General features: G+C 42.2%; 18 protein-coding genes and 1 rRNA gene. 17 read left to right on the top strand and 2 right to left on the bottom strand.

Translation table 11 applies throughout. From position 1 onward, the window contains the following. Positions 1-35: 35 nt before the first annotated feature. Genes yihA through dacB form a run of 5 tightly spaced genes read left to right on the top strand, consistent with a single transcriptional unit; the run spans position 36 to position 4412 of the window. Entirely contained in the window at positions 36-638 is a 603-nt protein-coding gene (gene yihA, locus BN8908_RS00390) for a ribosome biogenesis GTP-binding protein YihA/YsxC (RefSeq protein ID WP_068688296.1), read from the top strand. Continuing rightward, entirely contained in the window at positions 635-1405 is a 771-nt protein-coding gene (locus BN8908_RS00395) for a toxin-antitoxin system YwqK family antitoxin (RefSeq protein ID WP_068688298.1), read from the top strand. Before yihA ends, BN8908_RS00395 begins: the two co-directional genes overlap by 4 nt. A 29-nt stretch (positions 1406-1434) precedes the next feature. Then, on the top strand, positions 1435-2811 hold the full coding sequence (gene xseA / locus BN8908_RS00400) for an exodeoxyribonuclease VII large subunit (protein WP_068688300.1): 1377 nt from the start codon (positions 1435-1437) through the stop codon (positions 2809-2811). Positions 2812-2831: 20 nt separating this feature from the next. Then, a complete protein-coding gene (gene xseB / locus BN8908_RS00405) occupies positions 2832-3032 on the top strand; it encodes an exodeoxyribonuclease VII small subunit (protein ID WP_021986556.1) in 201 nt (66 codons plus the stop codon). Then, complete coding sequence (dacB, locus tag BN8908_RS00410; protein ID WP_068688302.1) at positions 3033-4412, top strand: D-alanyl-D-alanine carboxypeptidase/D-alanyl-D-alanine endopeptidase; 1380 nt, start codon at positions 3033-3035, stop codon at positions 4410-4412. A 33-nt stretch (positions 4413-4445) separates the two neighbouring features. Here dacB and BN8908_RS00415 read toward each other — a convergent pair whose 3' ends face one another. Both BN8908_RS00415 and dnaK read right to left on the bottom strand, forming a co-directional pair. Next, the gene (locus BN8908_RS00415; RefSeq protein WP_021986558.1) at positions 4446-5876 is read right to left on the bottom strand and encodes a thioredoxin family protein; all 1431 of its coding nucleotides are present in this window, start codon (positions 5874-5876) and stop codon (positions 4446-4448) included. A gap of 164 nt (positions 5877-6040) precedes the next feature. Next, positions 6041-7957 carry a molecular chaperone DnaK gene (gene dnaK / locus BN8908_RS00420; RefSeq protein WP_021986559.1) on the bottom strand — a complete coding sequence of 639 codons (1917 nt, stop codon included), beginning with the start codon at positions 7955-7957 and terminating at the stop codon, positions 6041-6043. 337 nt (positions 7958-8294) lie between these two features. On the opposite strand from dnaK, the gene BN8908_RS00425 reads away from it, so the two are divergent. The 12 genes from BN8908_RS00425 to BN8908_RS00480 all read left to right on the top strand — a co-directional run bounded on the left by BN8908_RS00425 (position 8295) and on the right by BN8908_RS00480 (position 24037). Then, positions 8295-8528: a hypothetical protein gene (locus BN8908_RS00425; RefSeq protein WP_068688303.1), complete on the top strand. Its 234-nt coding sequence runs from the start codon at positions 8295-8297 to the stop codon at positions 8526-8528. 122 nt (positions 8529-8650) lie between these two features. Beyond that, on the top strand, positions 8651-9820 hold the full coding sequence (locus BN8908_RS00430; RefSeq protein WP_068688305.1) for an IS4 family transposase: 1170 nt from the start codon (positions 8651-8653) through the stop codon (positions 9818-9820). A gap of 22 nt (positions 9821-9842) precedes the next feature. Next, the gene (locus tag BN8908_RS00435) at positions 9843-11699 is read left to right on the top strand and encodes a glycosyltransferase family 39 protein (RefSeq protein ID WP_148453104.1); all 1857 of its coding nucleotides are present in this window, start codon (positions 9843-9845) and stop codon (positions 11697-11699) included. Between the two features lie 126 nt (positions 11700-11825). Then, positions 11826-14864, top strand: a complete 3039-nt coding sequence (locus tag BN8908_RS00440) for a tetratricopeptide repeat protein (protein ID WP_068688310.1) — start codon at positions 11826-11828, stop codon at positions 14862-14864. Between the two features lie 19 nt (positions 14865-14883). Continuing rightward, positions 14884-15303 (top strand): GtrA family protein, encoded by a 420-nt coding sequence (locus tag BN8908_RS00445; RefSeq protein WP_021986562.1) that lies wholly within the window; start codon positions 14884-14886, stop codon positions 15301-15303. Further along, positions 15296-16018 (top strand): glycosyltransferase family 2 protein, encoded by a 723-nt coding sequence (locus BN8908_RS00450; protein WP_068688312.1) that lies wholly within the window; start codon positions 15296-15298, stop codon positions 16016-16018. The genes BN8908_RS00445 and BN8908_RS00450 overlap by 8 nt, the downstream gene beginning before the upstream one ends. Before the next feature lie 89 nt (positions 16019-16107). Then, a complete protein-coding gene (locus BN8908_RS00455; RefSeq protein ID WP_068688314.1) occupies positions 16108-17388 on the top strand; it encodes a cysteate synthase in 1281 nt (426 codons plus the stop codon). A 185-nt stretch (positions 17389-17573) separates the two neighbouring features. Next, on the top strand, positions 17574-18809 hold the full coding sequence (locus BN8908_RS00460; protein ID WP_235837395.1) for a YihY/virulence factor BrkB family protein: 1236 nt from the start codon (positions 17574-17576) through the stop codon (positions 18807-18809). An 85-nt stretch (positions 18810-18894) separates the two neighbouring features. Next, entirely contained in the window at positions 18895-19269 is a 375-nt protein-coding gene (locus BN8908_RS00465; protein ID WP_021986566.1) for an START-like domain-containing protein, read from the top strand. Between the two features lie 297 nt (positions 19270-19566). Beyond that, positions 19567-21015, top strand: a complete 1449-nt coding sequence (locus BN8908_RS00470; RefSeq protein WP_021986567.1) for an LptF/LptG family permease — start codon at positions 19567-19569, stop codon at positions 21013-21015. After that, complete coding sequence (gene fmt / locus BN8908_RS00475) at positions 21012-21980, top strand: methionyl-tRNA formyltransferase (protein WP_068688318.1); 969 nt, start codon at positions 21012-21014, stop codon at positions 21978-21980. Before BN8908_RS00470 ends, fmt begins: the two co-directional genes overlap by 4 nt. A gap of 528 nt (positions 21981-22508) precedes the next feature. Beyond that, positions 22509-24037, top strand: a 16S ribosomal RNA gene (locus BN8908_RS00480). Positions 24038-24086: the final 49 nt, after the last annotated feature.

Raw genomic sequence — 24086 nt, forward strand, 5'->3', positions numbered from 1 at the left:
AAAAACAGAAGTCTGTGAATTTAAAAAACGGTAGTATGGAGATTCTAAAAGCTGAATTTGTGGTCAGTAATTCCGATGTCGGCAAATGTCCGGCTCCTGATCGCCATGAATATGCCTTTATCGGAAGGTCGAATGTCGGAAAGTCTTCGTTAATCAATATGCTTACTAATCGTAGCAGTTTGGCGAAAACGGCGGCTAAACCGGGAAAAACACAACTTATCAATCATTTTTTGATTGATGATAACTGGTATATGGTCGATTTGCCGGGTTATGGTTATGCGCGGACGTCGAAGTCGCTTCGCGGACAGTTTGAAAAGCTGATCCGGGATTATATCCTGAAACGTGAAAACCTGATTTGTCTCTTTGTTTTGATAGATTGCCGGCTCGAACCGCAGCAGATTGATCTGGAGTTTATGGAGTGGCTCGGTGAAAACGGAGTCCCTTTTGTAATGGTCTTTACAAAAGGAGATAAACTGTCTGTTGCTCAGCGCAGGAAAAATCTGGAACATTATCAGGAAGTGATGTTGGATACCTGGGAGACGACACCGATTGCTTTTATGACTTCTTCGGAGAAAAAACTGGGCCGGGAAGAACTGTTGGATTATATTGATGAGTTGAACAGGACGGTGGAATTATGAGAGGGATTGTTTTGTGTTGGATGTTAGGGATGATATTGCTGGACGGGGCTTTTGCTTTCGGTCAACAGGAAGTTTTGAAGAAGGGATATTATCCGGATGGTAAAGTACGTTATGAGGGGTATTTCGAAGGTGATGAACCGGTTGGAAAAATGACTCGTTACTATCCGGATGGTCGTATTCAGGCTGAATTGTTTCATCAGGGAGATAAAACCGAAGCTGTGCTTTATAGTAAGCATGGGGAATATGTCTCTGCGGGATGTTATCAGAATCGTTTGAAAGAGGGAGAGTGGCACTATAAAAAAGGAGAGCGTGTTATAGCTACGGAAACTTACAAAGAAAATAAGCTGGACGGAGTCTCCCGGAAATATTTTACATCCGGAAAAATTGCCGAAGAGAGAAATTGGAAGCAAGGGTTTCCGGAAGGAGTCTGGAAAGTTTATTACCCGGACGGTGGGCTTCGGATAGAAGCCGGATATGTGGATGGTAAGCTGGATGGAAAAATGCAGGGGTATTATCCGGACGGTAGTGTGATGGCAAAAGGAATGTACCGGAATAACCTGAAAGAAGGGGTTTGGTATTACTACGGACGGGATGGGGAGTTGAAGAAGACGAAAACATTCCGGGGAGGGATTGCCGAAGATCAGCAGGAGGAAGATATCGAAGAGAGCCGGAAATTGGACAAATGGATAGACGAAGGGAAGAAAATCGTCGATCCGGTTCATTTTATCGATGACCCTGAAATGTATCTTAAGGCTGCGGGTGATTGATGATTCGTGTATAAACGGGGAACGGAAAGATGGATTTTATTTCTTTATTCGATCTGAACAATCAGGTGAAGCGGACACTGAAAGAACGTTTTGCCGAACCGGTATGGGTCACTGCGGAGATCGCTTCAATACAGGAGAACCGTTCCGGTCATTGTTATCTGGAATTGATCGATAAGCCAGAAGGCGAAGACAATCCGGTTGCTGTTGCCAAAGGAACGATTTGGGCATTTACTTACCGTATGTTGAAACCGTATTTTGAGACAACGACGGGACGAAGCCTGGGGAGAGGAATGAAGGTCTTGGTTCAGGTAGAAGTGATTTTTCATGAATTGTACGGTTTTTCTCTGAATATTAAAGATATCAACCCGACGTTTACGATCGGTGATCTGGAGCGGAAGAAACGGGAGATTATCGAACAGTTGGAACGGGAAGGGATTATTGATATGAACCAACGCCTGGAATTATCCCTTTTGCCGAAAAATATTGCCGTTATTTCTTCTCCGACGGCTGCCGGATTAGGTGATTTTATAAATCAATTGGAGCGGAATTCTTACGGTTATAAATTTCACATCAAATTGTTTCCTGCGGTAATGCAGGGGGAGAAGACCACGGAATCTGTGATTGCAGCATTAGACCGGATTTATGAATATGAATATCTGTTTGATGTTGTTGTGATTATCCGGGGAGGAGGGGCGCAGTCGGATTTGGGATGTTTCGATTCCTATGATATGGCGGCTAATGTGGCCCAGTTTCCGATACCGGTAATAGCCGGAATCGGCCATGAACGTGATGAAACGATCGTGGACCGGGTTGCTTTTATGCGTGTGAAGACGCCGACAGCGGCAGCAGCTTTTTTAATCGAGACTTTTCAGGATTTTGATGCGCATGTTGAGGAATTGAGGGGGGATTTTGTCTCCGGAGTAAAGGATTTATTATTGCGGGAAAACAATCGGCAAAAATTGTTGGCAGTTAATTTGAAACGGTTGACTCAGGGATGGCTGGGAGGAAATGCGAATCGTTTGCACTTGCTGTCTCATCGGTTGGAGCATTCGGTACAGTTATATGTATATAACCGAAAAGGATATTTTAATACCGTATATACACGTATCGTAAACCGTTTGAACCTTCTTCGGGAACGACAAGGGAATCAGTTGTCGGATTTTGCTGTACGGGTAAAACAGAAATGCAAAAGCCGGTTTGAGAAAGAGCGTCATTTTATCGAGTTGGCGGAAATACAGATGAAATACGTTGATCCCAAAAATGTGTTGGAGCGGGGATATTCTATCACCCGTTTGAATGGTCGTGCCGTTCGCTCGGTAACAGAAGTAAAGGCGGGAGATGTTGTGGAAACTGTGGTTGGCGACGGAAAATTAAAGAGCAGGGTGGATTCGGTTGAAATAGGATGAATCATTATAAAAGGAAAACGATGGAAGAGAAATTGAATTATAAAGACGCCATAGCTGAAATAGAGCAAATTGTTACATTGTTGGAAGAGAATAAATTGGATGTCGATGAGTTGGGTACAAAAGTAAAGCGGGTCTCGGAATTGATTGCATTCTGTAAAGCCAAATTACACAATACCGAAGAAGAGGTGGAAAATATTCTGAAGACAATGGGAGAAGAATAGATGGTAGGAAAAAGGTTCGGATTGTTGTTGTGTTGCCTGTGGGGATTGTCAAGCGGTCTCCGGGGACAGCCTTCTGAAGCTTTGGAGCGCTTGCTGGAGGCCGTAGAATTGAGACATGCCGTTATAGGTATCTCGGTAAAAGCTGTCGCGGACGGGCGCATTGTGATAGATCGGTCAGGAGATAAATCTTTACAGCCGGCTTCTGTATGTAAATTATTGTCATCTGCTTTGGCGCTGAAAGAGAAAGGAGCAGATTTTCATTATACGACATCGGTATGGAGAACCGGTACCATTGCCGACGGGAAATTAAACGGAGATATCGTTATCGAAGCGAACGGAGATCCGTGTTTTGATTCCCGTTATTTCCCGGAATATAAGTTTACAGACCGGTTGGTTGATGCAATCCGTCAATTGAATATCCGTCAAATACGGGGAAAGATCCGGATAGAAAACGATAAACAGGTTGTTTTGCCCGGGTCCTGGTTGTGGGAAGATATTTCCAATTATTACGGAGCAGCTTATTTCCCTTTTAACTATAAAGATAACACCTATTATTTAAGATTTCGTACCGGATTGCCCGGAGAAAAAACCGTATTGTTAAATGTCGATCCGGAGCAACCGGGAGTACGGTTTGTGAATGAGGTGAAAGCTGCTGAGGGAAATACAGATGATGCCTGGATTTTCGGAGGCCCGTATAGTAAAGAAATGCATATCCTGGGTACTTTACCCCAGAAACGGGAAGTATTTCAGATAAAAGGAGCTATGCATCGTCCGGATTTGTGTTTTTTGGAAGAGATCGGGAAAAAATTGAATAAAAACGGTATTGTTGTCGGAGGAGTAGAAATAGCAGGAGGAGGGAAGAAAGAAAAAATAGAGACCTTTGTTTCTCCGGCATTGAAAGACATTGTCCGGGAAACGAATAAGAAAAGCATCAATCTGTTTGCTGAAGCTTTGGGGCAATTGGTAGATGAAATCAACTATCCGGAACGTTGCCGGGTATTACTGGACGAGATCGGAGTCGGAGCTTCCGGAGTGGTGTTGAAAGACGCTTGCGGTTTGTCTGCTGCTAATGCAGTTCCGGCCGAAGTATTTACAAATTTGTTGCTATGGGCTCATAAAATGCTGGGCTGGAATTTTGTCGCTTCTTTGCCTTTGGCGGGGACGGATGCCGGATTAAATCCTTATGTCGCTGCTAATCCCGCTTTGAAAAATAAATTGAGAGCCAAAACCGGCTCTTTTGCCGGCGTACGTTGTCTTTCCGGTTATCTTACAACAGAACGGGGAGAGATTCTGGCTTTTACCATTCTTGTAAATCATTTCGATGGTTCTCCTTCCCTGCTTCAAAAGAAAATCGGGGAATTCCTTTGCTCCTTTCTTTAAATGAAGATTCGGTTTATCGGTAAAGTTGTTGCTTTATCCTCCCAACGAGAGCATTAAGTTGAGAAAAAATCCCCGGTGATACATACCTCCTCCTGGAACGGATGAGATATTGTGTAAGCCTAAATTATATCCTCCTTCGATTTTCCCGGAAGAAAATCGGGCATGTAAAGCAAAACGCAGGCCGTAATCGAATTTATCGGTTTCAAAAAATGCTTTGGGAATGGCTGTATCAGAACGTTTTAATTTATGCCCGACTCGCAAGGAGCCGTAAGGGGTTACGTCCAGGCACTGATACCAGCCGTAACCGGGATTGTGGAATATCCATCCTATTTTAACAGGTACTTCCAGGTAGTTTTGCCGTAGTGTATAATCTTTGTTTTTTCCACCTTTGGAGATAAAAGATAAACCCGGAGCTAACCGGAAATGTTGCCAGGACCGGTTGAAGGCTATTCCTGCTTCATATCCGATCCGATGGTTGAAATCCAATGCCGATAGATTACCGCTCGTTTTTAAGGTCGTGACATTTATGCCGGTAAGTAGCTCCAGTTTCCAATGACCGGTTTGTTGACTGTAGATAAATTTATTCCACCAGGTCGGGGTGGATTGTACATATTCAACCCGAACCTCATCCTGAGGTAAAATATCTGTTCGGGACGGGAGCGAATCTGTTCGAAGGAAGGCCATGAAAGCTGTAGAATCCATATAGCCGGTGTGTTTGTTGATTATTTTCTCATCGGGTGATGCAATGACCAGATAAGGGACGATTCTATCTTTGTTGAGATAGCGGACACATAATTTTATATTTTCTTCTTTATCGAGATCGAGATAGCCGGGAACGTAATGTTCCTGAGCATAATCGACGATGAAAGGGCTGCTGAACGTCGTTTTTTTCATTAAGCGACAGGGGCCGCAATAATGAGAAGAAAAACAGAGTAACATATTTTTATTTTCCCGTTGTGCTTTTTCCAATATTTGTTGATAGCTGTCTTTATAAGCAAAAAGCTGTTGGATTGAATCAATATCGGAAGATTTTGCGATTTTGCGATGCAGGGCGTTTTTCGGTGTGATTTGTAAAAATTTTAACATCTGAGGAATAGACAAAGCTCCCCCGGATTCTTTGATTAGTGTTTCCTCCGGACTAAGAATACAAAGGTGCGGAACTACTCCTGCATATTCCGGGTTAATCCGTTTTTGTAAGGCGGCGTTTTCCTGAATGTCTATATCCAGGTGAAGAGGGATAAAATGTGTATCGACATATTGAGCCACCTTTTCGTCCGGAAATACATATTTTTCCATCATTTTACAAGGGCCGCACCAGGAAGCGGAGAAGCAGATAAACAGGTTTTTGTTTTCAGTTTTGGCTTTTTCCAGCGCCGAAGTATAATCTCCTTCAAAAAAATGAATGGCCTGGCAATTAAACACGAAACAAAGGGAAAAGAAAAACAATAGATAAATAACTCTCATGTCCTCATTTATTAACGTTCGAAGATAAAGAATATTTTAAGATATCGGAAGAAAAAGAGAAAGGATTAATCTCGAATTTTGCCTGAGAAAAAGACGGATGACGAGAGAATAATAAAACCGCCGCAAAAATTAATTTGCGGCGGTTTTGATTTTGATTTATGTTATTATTTTACTTCTTCGAAGTCAACGTCGGTTACTTCCTGGTCTTTGCCTCCGTTATTGGCTCCGGCATTCGGATTACCTTGAGGTTCCTGCTGTGCTCCGCCTTGCTGTTGTTGAGCCTGGGCGTTGTACATTTCCTGTGATGCAGCCTGGAATACGTTGTTCAATTTATCAATAGCAGTATTGATTGCATTTATATCCTGGTTCTTGTGTGCATCTTTCAGTTCCTGAAGAGCCGATTCGATCGGTGCCTTTTTGTCAGCAGGTAATTTGTCTCCAAATTCTTTCAATTGTTTTTCCGTCTGGAAAATCATTGAATCTGCTTTGTTGATGGTATCGATACGTTCTTTTTCTTGTTTGTCGGCTTCGGCATTGGCACTGGCTTCGTCTTTCATCCGTTTGATTTCAGCATCGGACAAGCCTGATGAAGCTTCGATACGGATTGACTGCTGTTTACCTGTGGCTTTGTCTTTGGCCGATACATTCAGAATACCGTTTGCGTCGATATCGAAAGTTACTTCGATTTGCGGGATGCCACGTGGGGCAGGTGGAATACTGTCCAGGTGGAAACGACCGATCGTTTTGTTATCTTTGGCCATCGGACGTTCACCTTGCAGAATATGAATTTCTACAGACGGCTGGTTGTCCGCAGCAGTAGAGAATACTTCGGATTTCTTGGTCGGAATCGTCGTATTGGATTCGATCAGTTTGGTCATAACACCGCCTAAGGTTTCAATACCTAAAGACAATGGGGTTACGTCCAATAACAGTACGTCTTTTACTTCTCCGGTCAAAACACCGCCTTGGATGGCAGCTCCAACAGCAACAACTTCGTCCGGGTTTACACCTTTAGAAGGCGTTTTACCGAAAAATTCTTCTACTTTTTTCTGAACAGCCGGGATACGGGTAGAACCACCTACCAAAATCACTTCGTCGATTTGAGATGCCTGTAAGCCTGCATCTTTCAAGGCATTCCGACAAGGTTCTATCGTAGCTTCGACCAACTTGTAAGTCAACTGATCGAATTGAGCTCTCGTCAGGCTTCTTACCAAGTGTTTGGGCACTCCGTCTACCGGGAAGATATACGGCAAGTTGATTTCCGTTGTCGTAGAGCTTGACAATTCTATTTTTGCTTTTTCGGCAGCTTCTTTCAAACGTTGATGAGCCATCGGGTCTTTACGGATGTCTACTCCTTGTTCTTTTTGGAACTCGTCAGCCAGCCAGTTGATGATAATATCGTCGAAGTCATCACCACCTAAGTGAGTATCACCGTTCGTCGATTTCACTTCAAAAACGCCGTCACCCAATTCGAGGATAGAAATATCGAACGTACCTCCACCTAAGTCGAACACAGCGATCCGCATATCTTTGTCTTTCTTATCCAAACCGTAGGCCAATGCAGCAGCAGTCGGTTCGTTGATAATACGTTTTACCGTTAAGCCTGCAATTTCTCCTGCCTCTTTCGTTGCTTGACGCTGTGAATCGTTGAAATAAGCCGGTACGGTAATAACTGCTTCCGTTACTTCCTGGCCCAGATAATCTTCCGCCGTTTTTTTCATTTTTTGCAGGATCATGGCAGAAATTTCCTGTGGAGAATATTTACGGTCATCGATAACGACACGCGGGGTATTATTATCGCCTTTGACAACTTCATAAGCCACTCTCTTTATCTCTTTTCCTACCTGCTCATAGGTCTCGCCCATGAACCGCTTGATAGAATAAATTGTCTTTCTCGGATTGGTAATTGCCTGACGTTTTGCCGGATCACCAACTTTTCGTTCCCCATTATCTACAAATGCCACAATAGAAGGAGTTGTCCGTCTTCCTTCACTATTCGGTATTACGACGGGCTCATTACCCTCCATAACGGCTACGCATGAGTTCGTAGTACCTAAGTCAATTCCAATTATTTTTCCCATAATGCTTTTTATTTTATTTGTTTATATTATTCGTTTTCTTTCTCTCTGAGGTTTAACCTAAACACAATTATTTTTATCAAATGGTGTGCCATGCGTCATTTACTTGTTTTTTTTGTAAAAATGTCGGATTTTAAATAAAAAAGGAGAAAAATGTGACAGAAAACCTGACAGAACGTCAGTGGTTGAAGGTGAAATCGGGGACAATGATAGATTATGGCTTAAGAAATAGCTTGATTATGAATTGTATTTTATATGAATTTCTACCTTTGCAGAATAAATTGTCTCAGACGTTTTTGTTTGAATTTCGATAGAGTGTGACGAGTAATAATTTTTTAGTATGGTTTTATCCGGATTGGTCATGAAGTACATGGGGGATCCCCGCAAATTGTTTTTCATTGTTTCTGCTCTTCTTTTCGTGTGTATGATGTGGGTAGCGCCTCAAGTCGGTATTACGGGAGATGAACCGATCGACAGTGCCAATGGAAAATACAGCCTTGCTTTTTATTTGCATGGAGATACGACTTTTGTCGATTACTCCAAAGTGCCGGAAGTTAAGATTCCGCATCACTAGTGGGCACTTTAAATTAAACATCGTTCTTTGAAATCTTTGATAATCGCATAGTTAAATATCTTTTTGGAGCGTGACGATTTGAATTGAAAAGTTGTTTTAGCTTTGTCCAAAAGCTAAAAACAATGAACCAAGGCAAATATATCTTCGCTCAACTTACAGATTTTCTTCCCCGTCGTGTCTTTGACCGTTTGGTAGAGAAGTATTCCGGGAATAAGAAAATCAGAACATTCACCTGTTGGAATCAGATGCTGTGCATGATTTTCGGACAACTGACCGCCCGAGATAGTATGCGTGAGCTTATGCTCAGCCTTGAGGCACACAAGAGCAAGTACTATCACTTGGGATTCGGTGCAACAGTTAGCCGTACCAATCTGGGGAAAGCAAACCGGAATAGAGATTATCGTATCTACGAAGAATTTGCTTATACCCTGATTGCGGAAGCCCGTAATAGCTACAACAAAAATGACTTCGAGGTGAAAGTTGACGGTAATGTTTATGCCTTTGATTCCTCCACCATAGACCTTTGTCTGAATGTTTTTTGGTGGGCGGAATTTAGGAAACACAAAGGAGGCATCAAACTTCATACCTTGTATGATGTAAAGACTTCCATACCGACAATCGTACTGGTAACCAATGCTAAAGTACATGACGTAAACATGCTGGATGAGTTGAGTTATGAAAAGGGAAGTTTCTATATCATGGATAAAGGATATGTTGACTTCACCCGTTTGCATAAGCTTCACACCTGTGGTGCTTACTTCGTTACACGTGCAAAGGATAATATGAGATTCCGTAGAATGTATTCCCGTGAAGTCGATAAAACAACCGGAATAAAATGTGACCAGATTGGAATACTTGAAACGTATAAATCGCTCAAAGCATATCCGGACAAACTTCGGCGGGTTAAATACTACGATGAAGAACTGGGCAGAGAATTTGTGTTCATCACCAACAACATGGAACTCTCAGCAGAGGAAGTAGCCTTGCTATACAAGAACCGTTGGCAGGTGGAACTATTTTTCAAATGGATAAAGCAACACCTGAAAGTAAAATCTTTTTGGGGAACCACGATGAATGCAGTCAAGACACAAGTCTACTGTGCCATCATAACATACTGTCTGGTTGCCATTGTCGCTTACAAATTGAAAGTTAACCGTCCAATCTACGAAATCCTACAAATTTTGAGTTTTTCTCTACTGGATAAAACGCCTGTAAGAGAGATACTTACCAATTGCGATTACAAAAATGTCAAAGAACTAAATTATAAACAATTGAAAATCAGCTGGGACTAAGTGCCCAGCAGTGATTCCGCATATGAAATATTATGGTGTCGGGTTTGAGATTTTGCCGGCCCTTATCATCAAATATTTCGGAATGGAGGAACATGAATATCTGATACGGCATGTGTTGTGTGCTATTTTCGGTTTTTTATTTATGCTTTTTGCGGCTTTGACAGCCAGAGAATTAAAAGATTGGAAGTTAGCTATTGTGACTTTGCTTTTGATGGGATTGTCTCCGATTGTTTTCGGGTTGTCTTTTCTGGATAGCAAAGATGTCCCTATGGCTGCGGGCTTCGCTATGGCCGTTTATGGCTTTTTGCGGATATATAAGAAAATACCTTTGTTTAAGCTGCCGGATGTGATATTGACGATTGTCGGGATCGCTTTGGCCGTGAGCATTCGTGTCGGAGGATTGTTATTGCCTTTTTATTTTGCTGCCGGAGGTATTATGCTTTTCTTTTTCCGGAAGGATTTGAGAAAATCGCTCCTGAAAAGACCCTATAAATCTTTGGGCCGTTTTATTGGTATTGCTTTAGGGATTGTTGTTGTCGGTGTCGTATTGGGGTGTTGTGCTTACCCTAACTTTTTTTATGAAGGGCCGGTTATGCATATAAAAAATGCCTTTAAGCTGGTAAAGGAGTTCAAACAACAGATACCGATGTTGTATGAAGGAGAGATCATAAGTTCGTTACATTTACCTGATTTCTATCTTTTAAAAAGCTATTTGACAACAATACCTCTTATTACCTGGGCGGGTATTGTATTGTTTGTTTTGCAAGCGAAAAAGGTATGGATGAATTATGACCGGATGGCTGTATTGTTTATTTTATTTACTCTTTTGTTTCCTCCTTTGTATATAACTTTGGGAGGTTCCAATATTTACAACGGTTGGCGGCATTCTTTGTTTATCTTTTCTTCTTTTGCCGTAGTTGCAGCGATCGGTTTTTACGAAACTTATTATAGCTTGAAAAATGCCCGCCTGCGTAAAGGTTTTGTCTTGGCGGCAGTAATAGGGGCTATGCCGACGGCTTGTTGGATGGTCAATAATTCGAAATACTGCTACTCTTACTATAACGCATTGATAGCACAACCTTATCTGAATTATGATATGGATTACTATGAGACATCCTGTCAGATTGGATACGATTGGTTGGTAAAGAATGTGATTTCTAAATCCGATACTTTGGTGCGGGTCGGAGCGAAGAATATCACTGTGCCCAATTATCAGAAAGTCCGGAAATATAAAAACGCAGAAGTACATCTGTGTTCTTTCAGAGGGTTTGCCGAATATGATTACGATTATATCATTTTATCATTGCAATTTATTCCGGTTCAGGTATTGAAGACGTTTTTTCCTCCCCGGGGTGCGGTTCATTTGGAATATATAGAGGGACATCCGGTTTGCGCTGTTATAAAGAAAGAAAATAAATTCGATAGTGAGGGTATCCGGCAGCTTAAAATGGCTAATATTGACCGGGGAATGGAATTATTGGAAAAAGCTTATGCTTATAATCCTCAAAACTTTGGTATTTGGTTTTGGATGGGATATGGTTATTATTATCAGAAAGAATATCGGAAAGCGATAGAATTCTGGGGGAAATATCTCTCTTTCTGGCCGGGGTCGGCAGAGCAGAACGAAATAGCGCTTGTGTGTGCCGGACGGGCTTTTGTGGAACTGGGGATGTACGATCAGGCGATACAGATATTGAAACAGGCGGAAAATACGGTCCGTTCGGAAAATTACCGGAAATTCTTAATTACGAATCTGGGGATTGCCTATGCCCGGAAGAAAGTTTACCGGCAAGCAATTCCTTATTTGGAAAAAGCTGTTCAATTTTCACCGGAATTGCAGGGGCTGTTGTCCGAATGTTATAAAAAACTTCAGAAATAGTGACAAAATGTAGATTATCGGGAACAAAAAAGTGAATTGACCGGTAATTGAGGAAATATTTTTTATTTTTGCCTGATATTATATTTGTTATCAGAATCAAAAATAGCTTAAATTTTACATAAAAGAATGCAGGCGGAAAAGAAGAATCTGACGATAGTCTGTTTTGCAGGAGCAGATCGGAAGCAGGAATGGGAAACGGGTTTCCCGGGATACGAAATGGTGGTGACGGGACCGGAGCTGGGGCAAAAGGAATATTCGGATTTACTGGAGAATATATCGTCAGATTATGTGCTTTGGGTTGACGGGCAGCGGTTGGAGATTGGGGCGGTGAAAGTTGTCGTGTCCCATGTGATGAAGCAGGAGTGGGGAAAAAGCATCGGATATATAACAACCGATAAGCGGAAATTGTGGTTCGGTGCCATTCAGAATCTTTGGACAACCGATTCGGGTATTATTGATTCTCCTGTATTTTTCGGTGCTAAAGCGGCTTTTTTAAACGCTTACGGGGGACAGAAACTTGCTGGGAATACATTAAGGAGTATTGGTTACAGTTTGCAAAAAGTAAAACGGATAAGATTCTGTAACCTGGAGGGAATCGACTTGAAGAAAAAAAATATGCCGGAAAAGATCAATAAAGGGATACTCTGGGGTAATTATTCTTTTCGGATTCCGTTTCAATATTTGATTTCCGGTGATTTTTTCCGCTATTTTTTCCGGGCTTCGGGTAAGCCGCAGCGGGATATGGTTTACCGGATGGGAATCATCTTGTTTGCTTGCTTTACCTTTTTATATATGCCTTATATCAGTCAGGATTACGGGGTTACAGGAGATGAATTCCCGGATCATCAGCATACGGCTTATGTATTGGATTATTTTGCCAAAGGGGATACGACTGCTTTGTTTCAGCCTAAGACTACGCTTCATTTATATGGTATTTCCATGCAGGTGGTTGCAGGCGCCATTTGTCGTTGGTTTCATATCGATAATTATTACGAAGCCCGGCATGTGGTTTGTGCTTTAAACGGAGCATTGGGTGTGTTGTTTGTCGGGTTGGCAGGCTTGCGTTGGGGAGGAGGTTTGTGTGGGTTTTTGTCTATTTTGTTGATGTTTTTTACCCCCCGGTTCTTCGGACATAGCATGAATAATCTGAAAGATATTCCATTTGCTACGGGGTATATTATTTCTCTTTATTATACGATCCGGCTGTTTGATTTTTATCCCCGTTTCCGGATACGGGAATTACTCGGTCTGGTGCTTGGGATAGCTTTGGCTCTGGGAACCCGTTCCGGGGGATTGATTCTGTATCCGATGTTGTTTATGTATGCAGGATTTTTTTATGTCGGTCGGTACGGGATGAAAGAGTTTTATAAGTTCGGGAAATACCGTCAGGCTGTCGGGCGTATTGTTGTCGTATTGGTTGTGGTGGTTGTGTTGAGTTATATTCTAGCCATTGCTTTATGGCCTTTTGCTTTGCAGAAGCCGCTTTCAAATGTGTTGTTATCGTTGAAGCAATTTACGAATTATAGTATAGGGCTCAAAACCATATTCGACGGAGAACAGATGATGTCGAATATGTTGCCTTGGAAATATGCTCCGAAATATCTGATGATAGCGATGCCGCTTGTCTCTTTACTCGGTTTTTTCGGTTATTGGATATATCTGATTGTAAAACGTAAGGAATTTACACTGATATCCTATTTCTTTTTATTTGCGACGATATTCCCTGTATTCTGGGTAATTTATAAGAATTCAAACCTGTATGGCGGTATCCGGCATTTGTTGTTTGTAATGCCTCCATTGGTTGTGATTGCCGGACGTTTCTGGCAGTTGTTGCTGGAAGGTATAAGAAATAAATGGGGTAAGATCGGTGTCGGAGCTGTTTTTATTGCAGGATTATCGTTGCCCGCCATACATATGGCGAAAAACCATCCCAATGATTATGTTTATTTTAATGAGGTTGTCGGAGGTCTGAAAGGGGCATACGGAGATTACGAGACGGATTATTATTACAATTCCCTGAAAGATGCCTACAATTGGTTTCACAAAAATGTGGATCTGCCTAAAGACCGGAAAACAACGATCGTTACAAACCATATCAATATTCTGAAATATTATTTCAGGGCAGATACGAATGTGAATGTTATCTATAGCCGGTATTATGAGAAATATGCCAAGGATTGGGATTACGCTATGTTTGCCAATGTGTATATTAACCGGTATCAGTTGAAAAACGGACTTTTCCCGCCGCAGGGAACAATTTATACGCCGGAGGTCGATGGTTTCCCGATGACAGCCGTTATAAAGCGGCAAGGGAAGGAAGAACTTGCCGGATTTAAGCTGGAAGCTGAAAGAAAGTATGATCAGGCGTTGGAGGTATTTAAAGCGTATGTGGAAAAATATCCCCAAAATGAAGAAGTGTTGTCCCGGATAGCAAAACTTTCGTTTTTGACCAATAACCTGGAACAGGCAGAGGCCTATGCTAAAAAGGCTTTGGCTTTACACCCGTCATTGAATGAAGCGTTGTATATGCTGGCGTTGACCTATATTCAGGAGAACCGGTTGCAGGAAGCGATGGGCGCTGCACAAGCGATTGTAAATGAGAACGCTTTCTCTGTGGATGGGCTTTATTTGAAAGCTTTGATTTCAAGTAAAATGGGGAATCAGCAGGAGGCGATAAATCAGATCAACAGGGCTTTGTCGATACGTCCGAATCATGTTAACTCTCTGGCATTAGGTGGGGATATTCTGTTCCGCTACGGAAATTATCAGAGTGCGGTGAATATTTATAACCGTTTGTTGCAGGCCAGAGGGGATGTGAATGATTTGGTGAGGCTGGCAGATTGTTATTGCCGCATGAAGGCATACGGGAAGGCCGAGCAATTGCTGAAGAAAGTAGAGGAAGTGCAGCCTGGATTCCTGCCGGCCGCCAAAGTGTGGTTGCGGATAATGATACAACAGGAAAATTGGAACGGTGCAGCGGCATTGTTGAAACAATTGGAGCCGATAAATAATGATCCCGAAATTTTTGTTTTACGTGGTCTGTATCTGTATGGAACCGGGAAGCAGGGGGAAGCCATTCAGTCGGTCAATAAGGCAATGCAGATGGATCCGGAGAACCTGGAAGCTGCTGCATTGAGTAAAGGATGGCAGAAAAGGGCAGGGTAATCGGCACAAATGAATCGCTATGTCAATCACAATAAAAGAATTAGGAGCAGGACTGTATTCTAAATACCGCAATCTGATATTGTATGGAGTTATCGGCGTATTGAGTGTATCTATCGATTTTGCCGTATTTGGGGTACTGACTTATTTTTTCCCGGATTATTACATATTGGCTAATGTCATCAGTGTCAACTGCGGTATTATCAATAGTTTTTTGTTGAACCGGCATTTTAATTTTAAAGTGAAAAACAAATCTGTTTTTCGTTTTATGATATTTTATGTTGTCGGGATCATGGGATTGCTGATCAGTTCCGGGTTGTTGTATTTGATGGTCGATCTGGGAAATATGAACTTGCTGATATCGAAAGGGGCTACCATTTTTGTAGTCACTCTCTTTCAGTTTATTTTGAATAAAAATGTTACATTCAGACAAAATGGATAAGTTGTATATTGTCATGCCGGCTTATAATGAAGAGGCTAATATAAGAACTGTTGTAGAACAATGGCATCCGGTGGTGGAACAGATTGGAGAAGATTCCAGGGTGGTTATTGTGGATGATGGCAGCAAAGATGCGACTTACCGGGTTTTGGAAGAGTTGAGGGCCACTTATCCTCAATTGATCGCCCTTACGAAAAAGAATTCGGGACATGGTTCTACTTGTCTGTATGCATACCGTTATGCGATAGAACAGGGGGCCGATTATGTTTTTCAGACCGATTCCGACGGACAGACCGATCCGGCAGAGTTTACGTCATTTTGGGAACAACGGGCCGATTATGATTTTTTGATAGGCGCCCGTAAAGAGAGACAGGACGGATTCAGCCGGGTTGTTGTAACTAAAGTATTGAAACTGGTTGTGATGTTTATATTCGGCCGGGTGATTGAAGATGCCAATACGCCTTTCCGCTTGATGCGGGCTTCTAAATTGGCTCTTTTGCTGAAAGAGATTCCGCAGGACTTTTTTCTGGCCAATGTATTGGTCAGCGTACTGGCTGTTTCCGAAAATATGAAGACCCGATGGATACCGATTACTTTTAAGCCTCGTCAGGGGGGTGTTAACTCTATCAATCTGAAACGAATAATGAAAATCGGTATAAAATCGGTAAAAGATTTACGGAAGGTGAAGAAGGATATAAGAAATAAGCAGAAATCCTGAAAAGTAGTATTTATACCCAAATTTGATACGGTGAAATGCCTTAATTTTGCATATTGTAAGTAATATGCATTCAAGTGAAGACATTAGAAATGACCGATTATGTTCTGGAATCCCGCTGTTGTGGAGAGAAGTTCGAGGATAGAGACTGGGCTCTGGATTGTCCGAATAAAGACGGCGCAGCTTTGATTTTTGCGCAATATGCCAAGAAACAATTAGAGGTAAAGGATTATTTACCGGGACTTTATAAGTTCTCGGACTGGTTGCCTATTTGCCGGATATTGGAAGGATCGGGTGCTCCGGTAACTTATAAAAGTGAAGGACTGGCCCAAAAGCTGGGTTTATCAAGGCTATATATTACTTTCAATGGTTACTGGCCGGAAAAAGGAGCCTTGATGATGACCGGTGCTTTTAAGGAATGTGAGGCTTATACGGTATGTGCCCGCACGAATAATCATTATGACGATAAGATAATGGTGGTCGCTTCGGCAGGAAATACGGCCCGGGCTTTTGCCCGTGTATGTTCGGAGAATAATATTCCTCTTTTATTGTGTATTCCGGAAGATTGCAACGATGCCATGTGGGCTGCCCGTCCGCTGAATCCTTGTGTAAAAGTTGTGGCAACGGCCAGTGGCAGTGATTATTTTGATGCCATACGTCTTTCCAATATTATTTGTGAGATGGGAAACTTCTATCCCGAAGGAGGAGCCAAAAATGTAGCTCGCCGGGACGGGATGGGAACGACAGTACTGTCTGCCGTAACCACGATAGGACGAATACCGGATTATTATTTTCAGGCAGTCGGTAGTGGAACCGGAGCGATAGCTGCCTGGGAGGCCAATAAACGTTTTATTGCCGATGGACGTTATGGTAAAAATCTGATGCGTCTTATGGTTTCGCAAAATGTACCTTTTACTCCGATATACGATGCCTGGAAAGCAGGTTCCCGGGCCTTATTGTCTGTGGATGACGAGGTGGCCCGTCAACAGGCGGGGGAAATATGTGCTAAAGTACTTTCTAACCGGAAACCTCCATATTCTGTAAAAGGAGGGTTGTTCGATGCTCTGACGGAAACCAAAGGAGATGTCTGGGTGGCGACTAACGAAGAAGCCCGTGAAGCAATGGAATTATTCCGGACACTGGAAGGTGCAGATATTGAACCGGCAGCGGGAGTGGCAACTGCAAGCTTGATTAAGGCTGTAAAAGAAGGAAAAGTTAATAAGGAAGCAGTGATTATGCTGAATATTACGGGTGGGGGAATACAACGGTTTAAACGGGAACATAATTTGGTTTATAAGAAACCGGATTATGTGTTTCCGATAGATGCAGAACCCGGATTTATAAAAGAAAAAGTAGCAGAATTATTTGGATAAATCAGTCGGGTGATTCCGGCTGTCCGATAAGATAAATCATAGTAAACGTCAAGCGGTTGCTATGATTTTTTCTTTTATTGTTGGGGAATATATTATATATTTGCGGGATAAGGATATATCAGGGAAATGTAATGCCTAATGCAAGATTAAAGAGATTCGGAACATTAGAATTTTATTACGCAGTTTTGCGAAGGGACTGGCGTAAAAAGGCGATTGTTTGGGAGTCTTTTCTGAAAATAGTGGCCATACTGGTTGTTTCAATAGATCGTTTTATAAAAGATGCCGGCGCAGTTTCTGCTGCGGCTTTGACATTTTATTCTGTTTTGTCTTTTATCCCATTCGTTGCTTTGGCTTTGGGAATAGCTAAAGGTTTCGGTTTAGGAACTGTTTTGGAAAATCAACTTCATGAACAGACATTGGCCAATACCCAGATTGTCGATTTTGTATTGAATTTTGCCAATCATGCCCTGGAGAATATGAAAGGTGGGTTGGTTACCGGTCTGGGGATTGTTTTTTTGCTGTGGGCTGTCATTAAAGTGCTTGGAAATACCGAGCTGGCTATGAACAGGATATGGGGAGTACAGAAAGGGAGAGGTGTTACCCGGAAATTTACGGATTATCTTTCCATCATGTTTATCGCCCCTATTTTGGTTATATTAATCAGTAGTATCAACGTCTTTATGACATCGAATCTGCAGGCTATTGCCATGGAAGAAGGTTTCTTGAGCTATGCCGGTTCGTTGATGATTTTTCTGCTTAAATTGCTGCCTTATTTATTGGTGTGGTTGTTGTTTATTTTCCTGTACCGTTTTATGCCGACCACTCCTGTTAAATTGAAACATGCCGTTGTGGCCGGTATAATTGCCGGTACCGTTTATCAGGTCGTTCAATGGTTTTACATCCGTTTTCAGATCGGGGTCAGTTCATATAATGCCATTTATGGGAGCTTGGCAGCATTGCCGTTACTATTGGTGTGGCTGCAACTGAGTTGGAGTATTGTTTTGTGGGGAACGGAATTGTGTTATATTTTGAGAAACCGGCATTTTCTGTACATGTCGCCTGTTGAACGTGAGAATAAATGGATTGAAAATATCGAATTGTCGGTCAATATACTCAAATATATTGCAGACGAATATTTGAAGAATAACGGTGGTCCCAGCTTGGAAATGATTAGTAAAAAATTGAGAATCAATATGAATAAATTGCGGGTGGTTTTGCAGGATATGGCCGATAAAGGAATTTTAGCGCAAGTGGAAGAGGACGATGACATTTTTTATTTGCCTCTTGTGGATTTGCATAAATTATCCCTGGCAGATGTCATTATCCGGTTGTCGTATATCCGTAATCATGCTGAAGAAAAATGGGAACGGCGTTTTATTCAGGCCATTAACCGGGAATTCGGGGATGAAAAGTTTGCTTGACGAAAGCATAGAGTATACCCTACGCCGGGGGACTTATTTGGTATTTTGAAATAAAAATGATATATTGTGCTCAAATTTGAAAATTATGCGGAAAAAGATTGAGTTGGAATATATTTTTTCATCCTCTGTAAAAGTTTTATTCTCTCGATTAAGTACAGCTCCTGGTTTAGCAGAATGGTTTGCGGACGATGTATTGCAGAGGAATGGAAAGTTTGTCTTTATTTGGAACGGTGTAGAGCATATAGCTTCTTTAATCGATCAAAAACCGAACGTTTTTGTTCGTTTTCATTGGGAAGATACGCAGGAAGATGAATATTTCGGATTTGATATACAGGTGCAGCCTTTGACAGAAGATGTGGCATTGATTATCACTGATTTTGTAGATCCGGAAGACGAAAATGACGCCATTGAATTGTGGAATAAACAAATCGAAATACTGCATCGTACATTGGGTGCATAATACTTTCCTGATATTGTATTTGACCGGTATGTACCGGATTAAAATGGAGAGCGTAAATTATCCTGGATTGAAATCGCAGATTTTAAAATTTTAGTTATTCCATAACCCAACCTGTCTGTATTTGAAAAAATTATGAAGGGGCGATTGGGGATCTGATATTTTATAAACGTTGCGACTCGGTAACTTTATATAGTTTAAAATCCGATATCAATTGCGTTTATCCATCAATTTGAGATTTACAATCTAAAATTTGTAATTTAATTGTACATTTGCAACTGGAAAAATGAAAGTTTGTAGATGAAGAAGTTACATATATTCATGCTAAAAAGCTTTAGCGGACCTTTTATTGCGACATTTTTTATCAGCATGTTTGTGCTGTTGATGCAGATGTTGTGGCGTTATATAGATGATTTGGTGGGAAAAGGGTTGGATTTTTCAGTGATCGTTGAAGTTTTGTTTTATTTTTCCTTGTCTTTGATACCGATGGCCATGCCTTTGGCTGTATTGCTTTCTTCAATTATGACTTTCGGAACGCTGGGCGAAAATTATGAATTGATCGCATTGAAGTCAGCCGGAATTTCATTGTATCGGATCATGTACCCTTTGATTGTATTTATTGTCTTTCTGACTCTTTTTGCCTTTTTCTTTTCAAACAATATATTGCCGGTAGCGAATCTCAAAGCCGGTAGTCTGTTATATGATATCAGGCGGCATAAGCCGGAAGTGTCTTTTAAAGAGGGGATTTTTACAAATGACCTGGAAGGATATAGTATTAAAATCGACAGGATCAATAAGGAAACCGGTATGATGTACAATATGTTGATTTACAATCATAAAGTTGTACCGGGAAACTATGAGGTTACCAAGGCTGATTCCGGGATGATGCTGACCCACCCCAACAGCAATGTAATGGAATTGATATTGTATCATGGAAATACATATACGGACGAAGGGATGAAGCCGGGCAATCGTAAGACTTTTCCTTTCAGACGGCTACAATTTGAAAAACAGAGTGTTTTGATCGAATTACCCGAAAATGAACTGAAACGAACGGATGAAGATTTGTTTAAATCTTCTATTATGCTGAATCTGAATCAGCTGCAATATATGATCGATTCTTTACAGAAAACGGTGAACGCCCGGAAAAATGAAGACACAAGACGGCTGTTGGCGGCCAATTATCAGAAAAGCAAGAGCCTGAATGCACAGAAAGACAGTATATACCAGGCAGAGTCGAAAAATCAGACACAGGACATAGACAGTTTGTTCCGGAGCTTTGATCCGGAAGAACAGCAGCGCGCTGTCGGAAATGCCTTGCAATATGCCCGGGATGTAAAGATGAGCGTACAAAGTAGTCGGGATTATACCCTGCGGCAGGAAGAACAAATCCGGAAAAATCAGATTGAATGGCACAAAAAATTTACACTTTCTTTTGCTTGTTTTATCTTCTTTTTTATCGGGGCTCCATTGGGAGGAATTATCCGGAAAGGGGGACTGGGTATGCCTGTCGTCATTTCCGTACTGCTTTTTATTATCTATTATATCATCAGTATGATCGGCGAACGGTCGGCCCGTGAAGCCGTTATCGGCGTTTGGTTCGGCACCTGGTTGTCTTCTCTCATTTTGTTGCCGTTAGGTGTTTTGCTGACCTACAAATCCGTGACAGATTCCGAGATTTTAAACGGGGAAGCTTATATGAACTTTATCAAGAAAATAGGAGATTTTTTCAAAAGAAAACGAGCATGATTCTTCATAAATTACGTATTGTTTATATGGGAACACCCGATTTTGCCGTGTTACCTTTAAAAAAAATGGTAGAAGCCGGATTTGAGATCGTAGGGGTTGTGACCAATCCGGATAAGCCCGCGGGACGTGGACAAAAGTTACAGGAGTCGGCCGTAAAGCAATATGCTCGTGAAGCCGGCTTAAAAATATTACAACCGGAGAAATTCAGAGATGAGGCTTTTTTAGCTGAATTGAAAGCTTTGAATGCTGATCTGCAAGTTGTTGTCGCTTTTAAAATGTTGCCGGAAGTTGTTTGGAATATGCCCCGTCTGGGAACAGTGAATTTACATGCTTCGCTTTTGCCGGATTACCGGGGAGCCGCACCGATCAATTGGGCGGTGATAAATGGAGAGAAATATTCAGGGGTAACGACATTTTTATTGAAACACGAGATAGATACCGGTAACATCATATTCCAGCAGAAAGTAGATATTTCCGATACGATGACAGCAGGAGAGTTGCACGATATGTTGATGGAGACCGGGGCAGAATTACTGCTGAAGACTGTTGAGGCCATGGAAAAGAATGATTTTCCGGCATTGGACCAAAAGGATTTGCTGAAGGGAAGAACTCCCCAGGCAGCACCTAAGATTTTCAAGGACGATATGAGAATAAAATGGGATGAAGAGATTGACCGCATATACAATCTGATTCGGGGATTATCGCCGTATCCTGCCGCGTGGACTGAACTGGAAAATGAAAGGTCGGGAGAGAAGTATGTATTAAAAGTATTTACGACTGAAAAAATTTACCGGGAACATGCCAATACTCCCGGTAGTTTTGAGACGGATGGGAAAAATTTTGTGGATGTATTTGTAAAACACGGGATCATTCGACTGAAAGAAATACAGTTGTCCGGTAAAAAACGGATGACAATAGAGGAATTTTTGCGGGGATTCAAACTTCATGAATATCGGTTTTTATAGATATCAGGTTTTAAAATTCACTTCTTCACAAGTTAATCTTAAGCTGGGACGAGGTCTTTTGTTTTCCTTTTTTTGCCTTCGAAATTGTCTCTTTGAAATTGTCTGGCATCGGCTTTAACTGCCGGTCCTTGTTTTTCTGTTCAAAAAGTCTTTTTGTATTTATGTGAATTTCAGTATATTGAAAAAAAGTTTTCATTTTTCCGCAAAAAACTGTATAAAAAATTTGGAAATGGGTAATATATTGCGTTATCTTTGCACCCGCTTTCCGAGAGATAGAGGTTATGGCAGCGGGGTAATCGGGGAGTCAGTTCTTGAAAAAAGTTTTGAAAAAAAAGAGCGGTCAGGATTTGGAAGTTTGTATGAATCGCCTTATCTTTGCCGTCACTTTCCGCTAAAAAACAGCGGTCAAGACCGACAGAAGTTCTTTAACATATTGTAGTGACAAAATGAAGCAAGTGCGAGTCCTGAAATCAACCATTTCGGACGGATATAACTGGGCAAAGGAATATAATTTTACAAGTTTTTTTTACTATGAAGAGTTTGATCCTGGCTCAGGATGAACGCTAGCGACAGGCTTAACACATGCAAGTCGAGGGGCAGCATGGTCAGTAGCAATACCGACTGATGGCGACCGGCGCACGGGTGAGTAACGCGTATGCAACCTGCCCTGTACAGGGGGATAGCCCATGGAAACGTGGATTAATATCCCATAGTAATCATGATAGGCATCTATTTTGATTTAAATCTTCTGAGGTACAGGATGGGCATGCGTCCTATTAGATAGTTGGCGGGGTAACGGCCCACCAAGTCCTTGATAGGTAGGGGTTCTGAGAGGAAGGTCCCCCACACTGGTACTGAGACACGGACCAGACTCCTACGGGAGGCAGCAGTGAGGAATATTGGTCAATGGGCGATAGCCTGAACCAGCCAAGTCGCGTGAGGGAAGACTGCCCTATGGGTTGTAAACCTCTTTTGTAAGTGGAGAATAAGCGTTACGTGTAGCGCGATGACTGTAACTTACGAATAAGCATCGGCTAACTCCGTGCCAGCAGCCGCGGTAATACGGAGGATGCGAGCGTTATCCGGATTTATTGGGTTTAAAGGGTGCGTAGGCGGCACTATAAGTTAGTGGTAAAATATCCGGGCTTCACCCGGACTCGCCATTAATACTGTAGAGCTCGAGTACAGACGAGGTAGGCGGAATAAGTTAAGTAGCGGTGAAATGCATAGATATAACTTAGAACTCCGATAGCGAAGGCAGCTTACCAGACTGTAACTGACGCTGATGCACGAGAGCGTGGGTATCGAACAGGATTAGATACCCTGGTAGTCCACGCCGTAAACGATGCTCACCGGCCCTTAGCGATATAGAGTTAGGGGTTAATCGAAAGAATTAAGTGAGCCACCTGGGGAGTACGTCGGCAACGATGAAACTCAAAGGAATTGACGGGGGCCCGCACAAGCGGAGGAACATGTGGTTTAATTCGATGATACGCGAGGAACCTTACCTGGGTTTAAATGTATTCTGCATAAACTGGAAACAGTTTTTTCCTTCGGGACTGATTACAAGGTGCTGCATGGTTGTCGTCAGCTCGTGCCGTGAGGTGTCGGGTTAAGTCCCATAACGAGCGCAACCCTTATCACTAGTTGCCATCAGGTAATGCTGGGCACTCTATTGAGACTGCCACCGTAAGGTGAGAGGAAGGGGGGGATGACGTCAAATCAGCACGGCCCTTACACCCAGGGCGACACACGTGTTACAATGGCCGGTACAGAGGGTCGCTACCTGGTGACAGGATGCTAATCTCGAAATCCGGTCGTAGTTCGGATTGGAGTCTGTAACCCGACTCCATGAAGTTGGATTCGCTAGTAATCGCGCATCAGCCATGGCGCGGTGAATACGTTCCCGGGCCTTGTACACACCGCCCGTCAAGCCATGGAAGCCGGGAGTACCTGAAGTCCGTAACCGCAAGGATCGGCCTAAGGTAATACTGGTAACTGGGGCTAAGTCGTAACAAGGTAGCCGTACCGGAAGGTGTGGCTGGAACACCTCCTTTCTGGAGACTTGTTATATCATGCACTTGCTAATTTTTCACTAAATATATA

It is taken from the genome of Culturomica massiliensis (assembly GCF_900091655.1).
Classification (GTDB): Bacteria; Bacteroidota; Bacteroidia; order Bacteroidales; family Marinifilaceae; genus Culturomica; species Culturomica massiliensis.

Excerpts from the sequence above, each read along its gene's own strand:
- BN8908_RS00450 (WP_068688312.1), top strand. The coding sequence starts at position 15,296 with ATGGATAAGTTGTATATTGTCATGCCGGCTTATAATGAAGAGGCTAAT.
- BN8908_RS00415 (WP_021986558.1), bottom strand. The coding sequence starts at position 5,876 with ATGAGAGTTATTTATCTATTGTTTTTCTTTTCCCTTTGTTTCGTGTTT.
- BN8908_RS00465 (WP_021986566.1), top strand. The coding sequence starts at position 18,895 with ATGCGGAAAAAGATTGAGTTGGAATATATTTTTTCATCCTCTGTAAAA.
- BN8908_RS00430 (WP_068688305.1), top strand. The coding sequence starts at position 8,651 with ATGAACCAAGGCAAATATATCTTCGCTCAACTTACAGATTTTCTTCCC.
- BN8908_RS00440 (WP_068688310.1), top strand. The coding sequence starts at position 11,826 with ATGCAGGCGGAAAAGAAGAATCTGACGATAGTCTGTTTTGCAGGAGCA.
- BN8908_RS00395 (WP_068688298.1), top strand. The coding sequence starts at position 635 with ATGAGAGGGATTGTTTTGTGTTGGATGTTAGGGATGATATTGCTGGAC.
- dnaK (WP_021986559.1), bottom strand. The coding sequence starts at position 7,957 with ATGGGAAAAATAATTGGAATTGACTTAGGTACTACGAACTCATGCGTA.
- xseB (WP_021986556.1), top strand. The coding sequence starts at position 2,832 with ATGGAAGAGAAATTGAATTATAAAGACGCCATAGCTGAAATAGAGCAA.
- xseA (WP_068688300.1), top strand. The coding sequence starts at position 1,435 with ATGGATTTTATTTCTTTATTCGATCTGAACAATCAGGTGAAGCGGACA.
- BN8908_RS00435 (WP_148453104.1), top strand. The coding sequence starts at position 9,843 with ATGAAATATTATGGTGTCGGGTTTGAGATTTTGCCGGCCCTTATCATC.
- BN8908_RS00455 (WP_068688314.1), top strand. The coding sequence starts at position 16,108 with ATGACCGATTATGTTCTGGAATCCCGCTGTTGTGGAGAGAAGTTCGAG.
- fmt (WP_068688318.1), top strand. The coding sequence starts at position 21,012 with ATGATTCTTCATAAATTACGTATTGTTTATATGGGAACACCCGATTTT.
- dacB (WP_068688302.1), top strand. The coding sequence starts at position 3,033 with ATGGTAGGAAAAAGGTTCGGATTGTTGTTGTGTTGCCTGTGGGGATTG.
- BN8908_RS00470 (WP_021986567.1), top strand. The coding sequence starts at position 19,567 with ATGAAGAAGTTACATATATTCATGCTAAAAAGCTTTAGCGGACCTTTT.
- yihA (WP_068688296.1), top strand. The coding sequence starts at position 36 with ATGGAGATTCTAAAAGCTGAATTTGTGGTCAGTAATTCCGATGTCGGC.
- BN8908_RS00425 (WP_068688303.1), top strand. The coding sequence starts at position 8,295 with ATGGTTTTATCCGGATTGGTCATGAAGTACATGGGGGATCCCCGCAAA.
- BN8908_RS00445 (WP_021986562.1), top strand. The coding sequence starts at position 14,884 with ATGTCAATCACAATAAAAGAATTAGGAGCAGGACTGTATTCTAAATAC.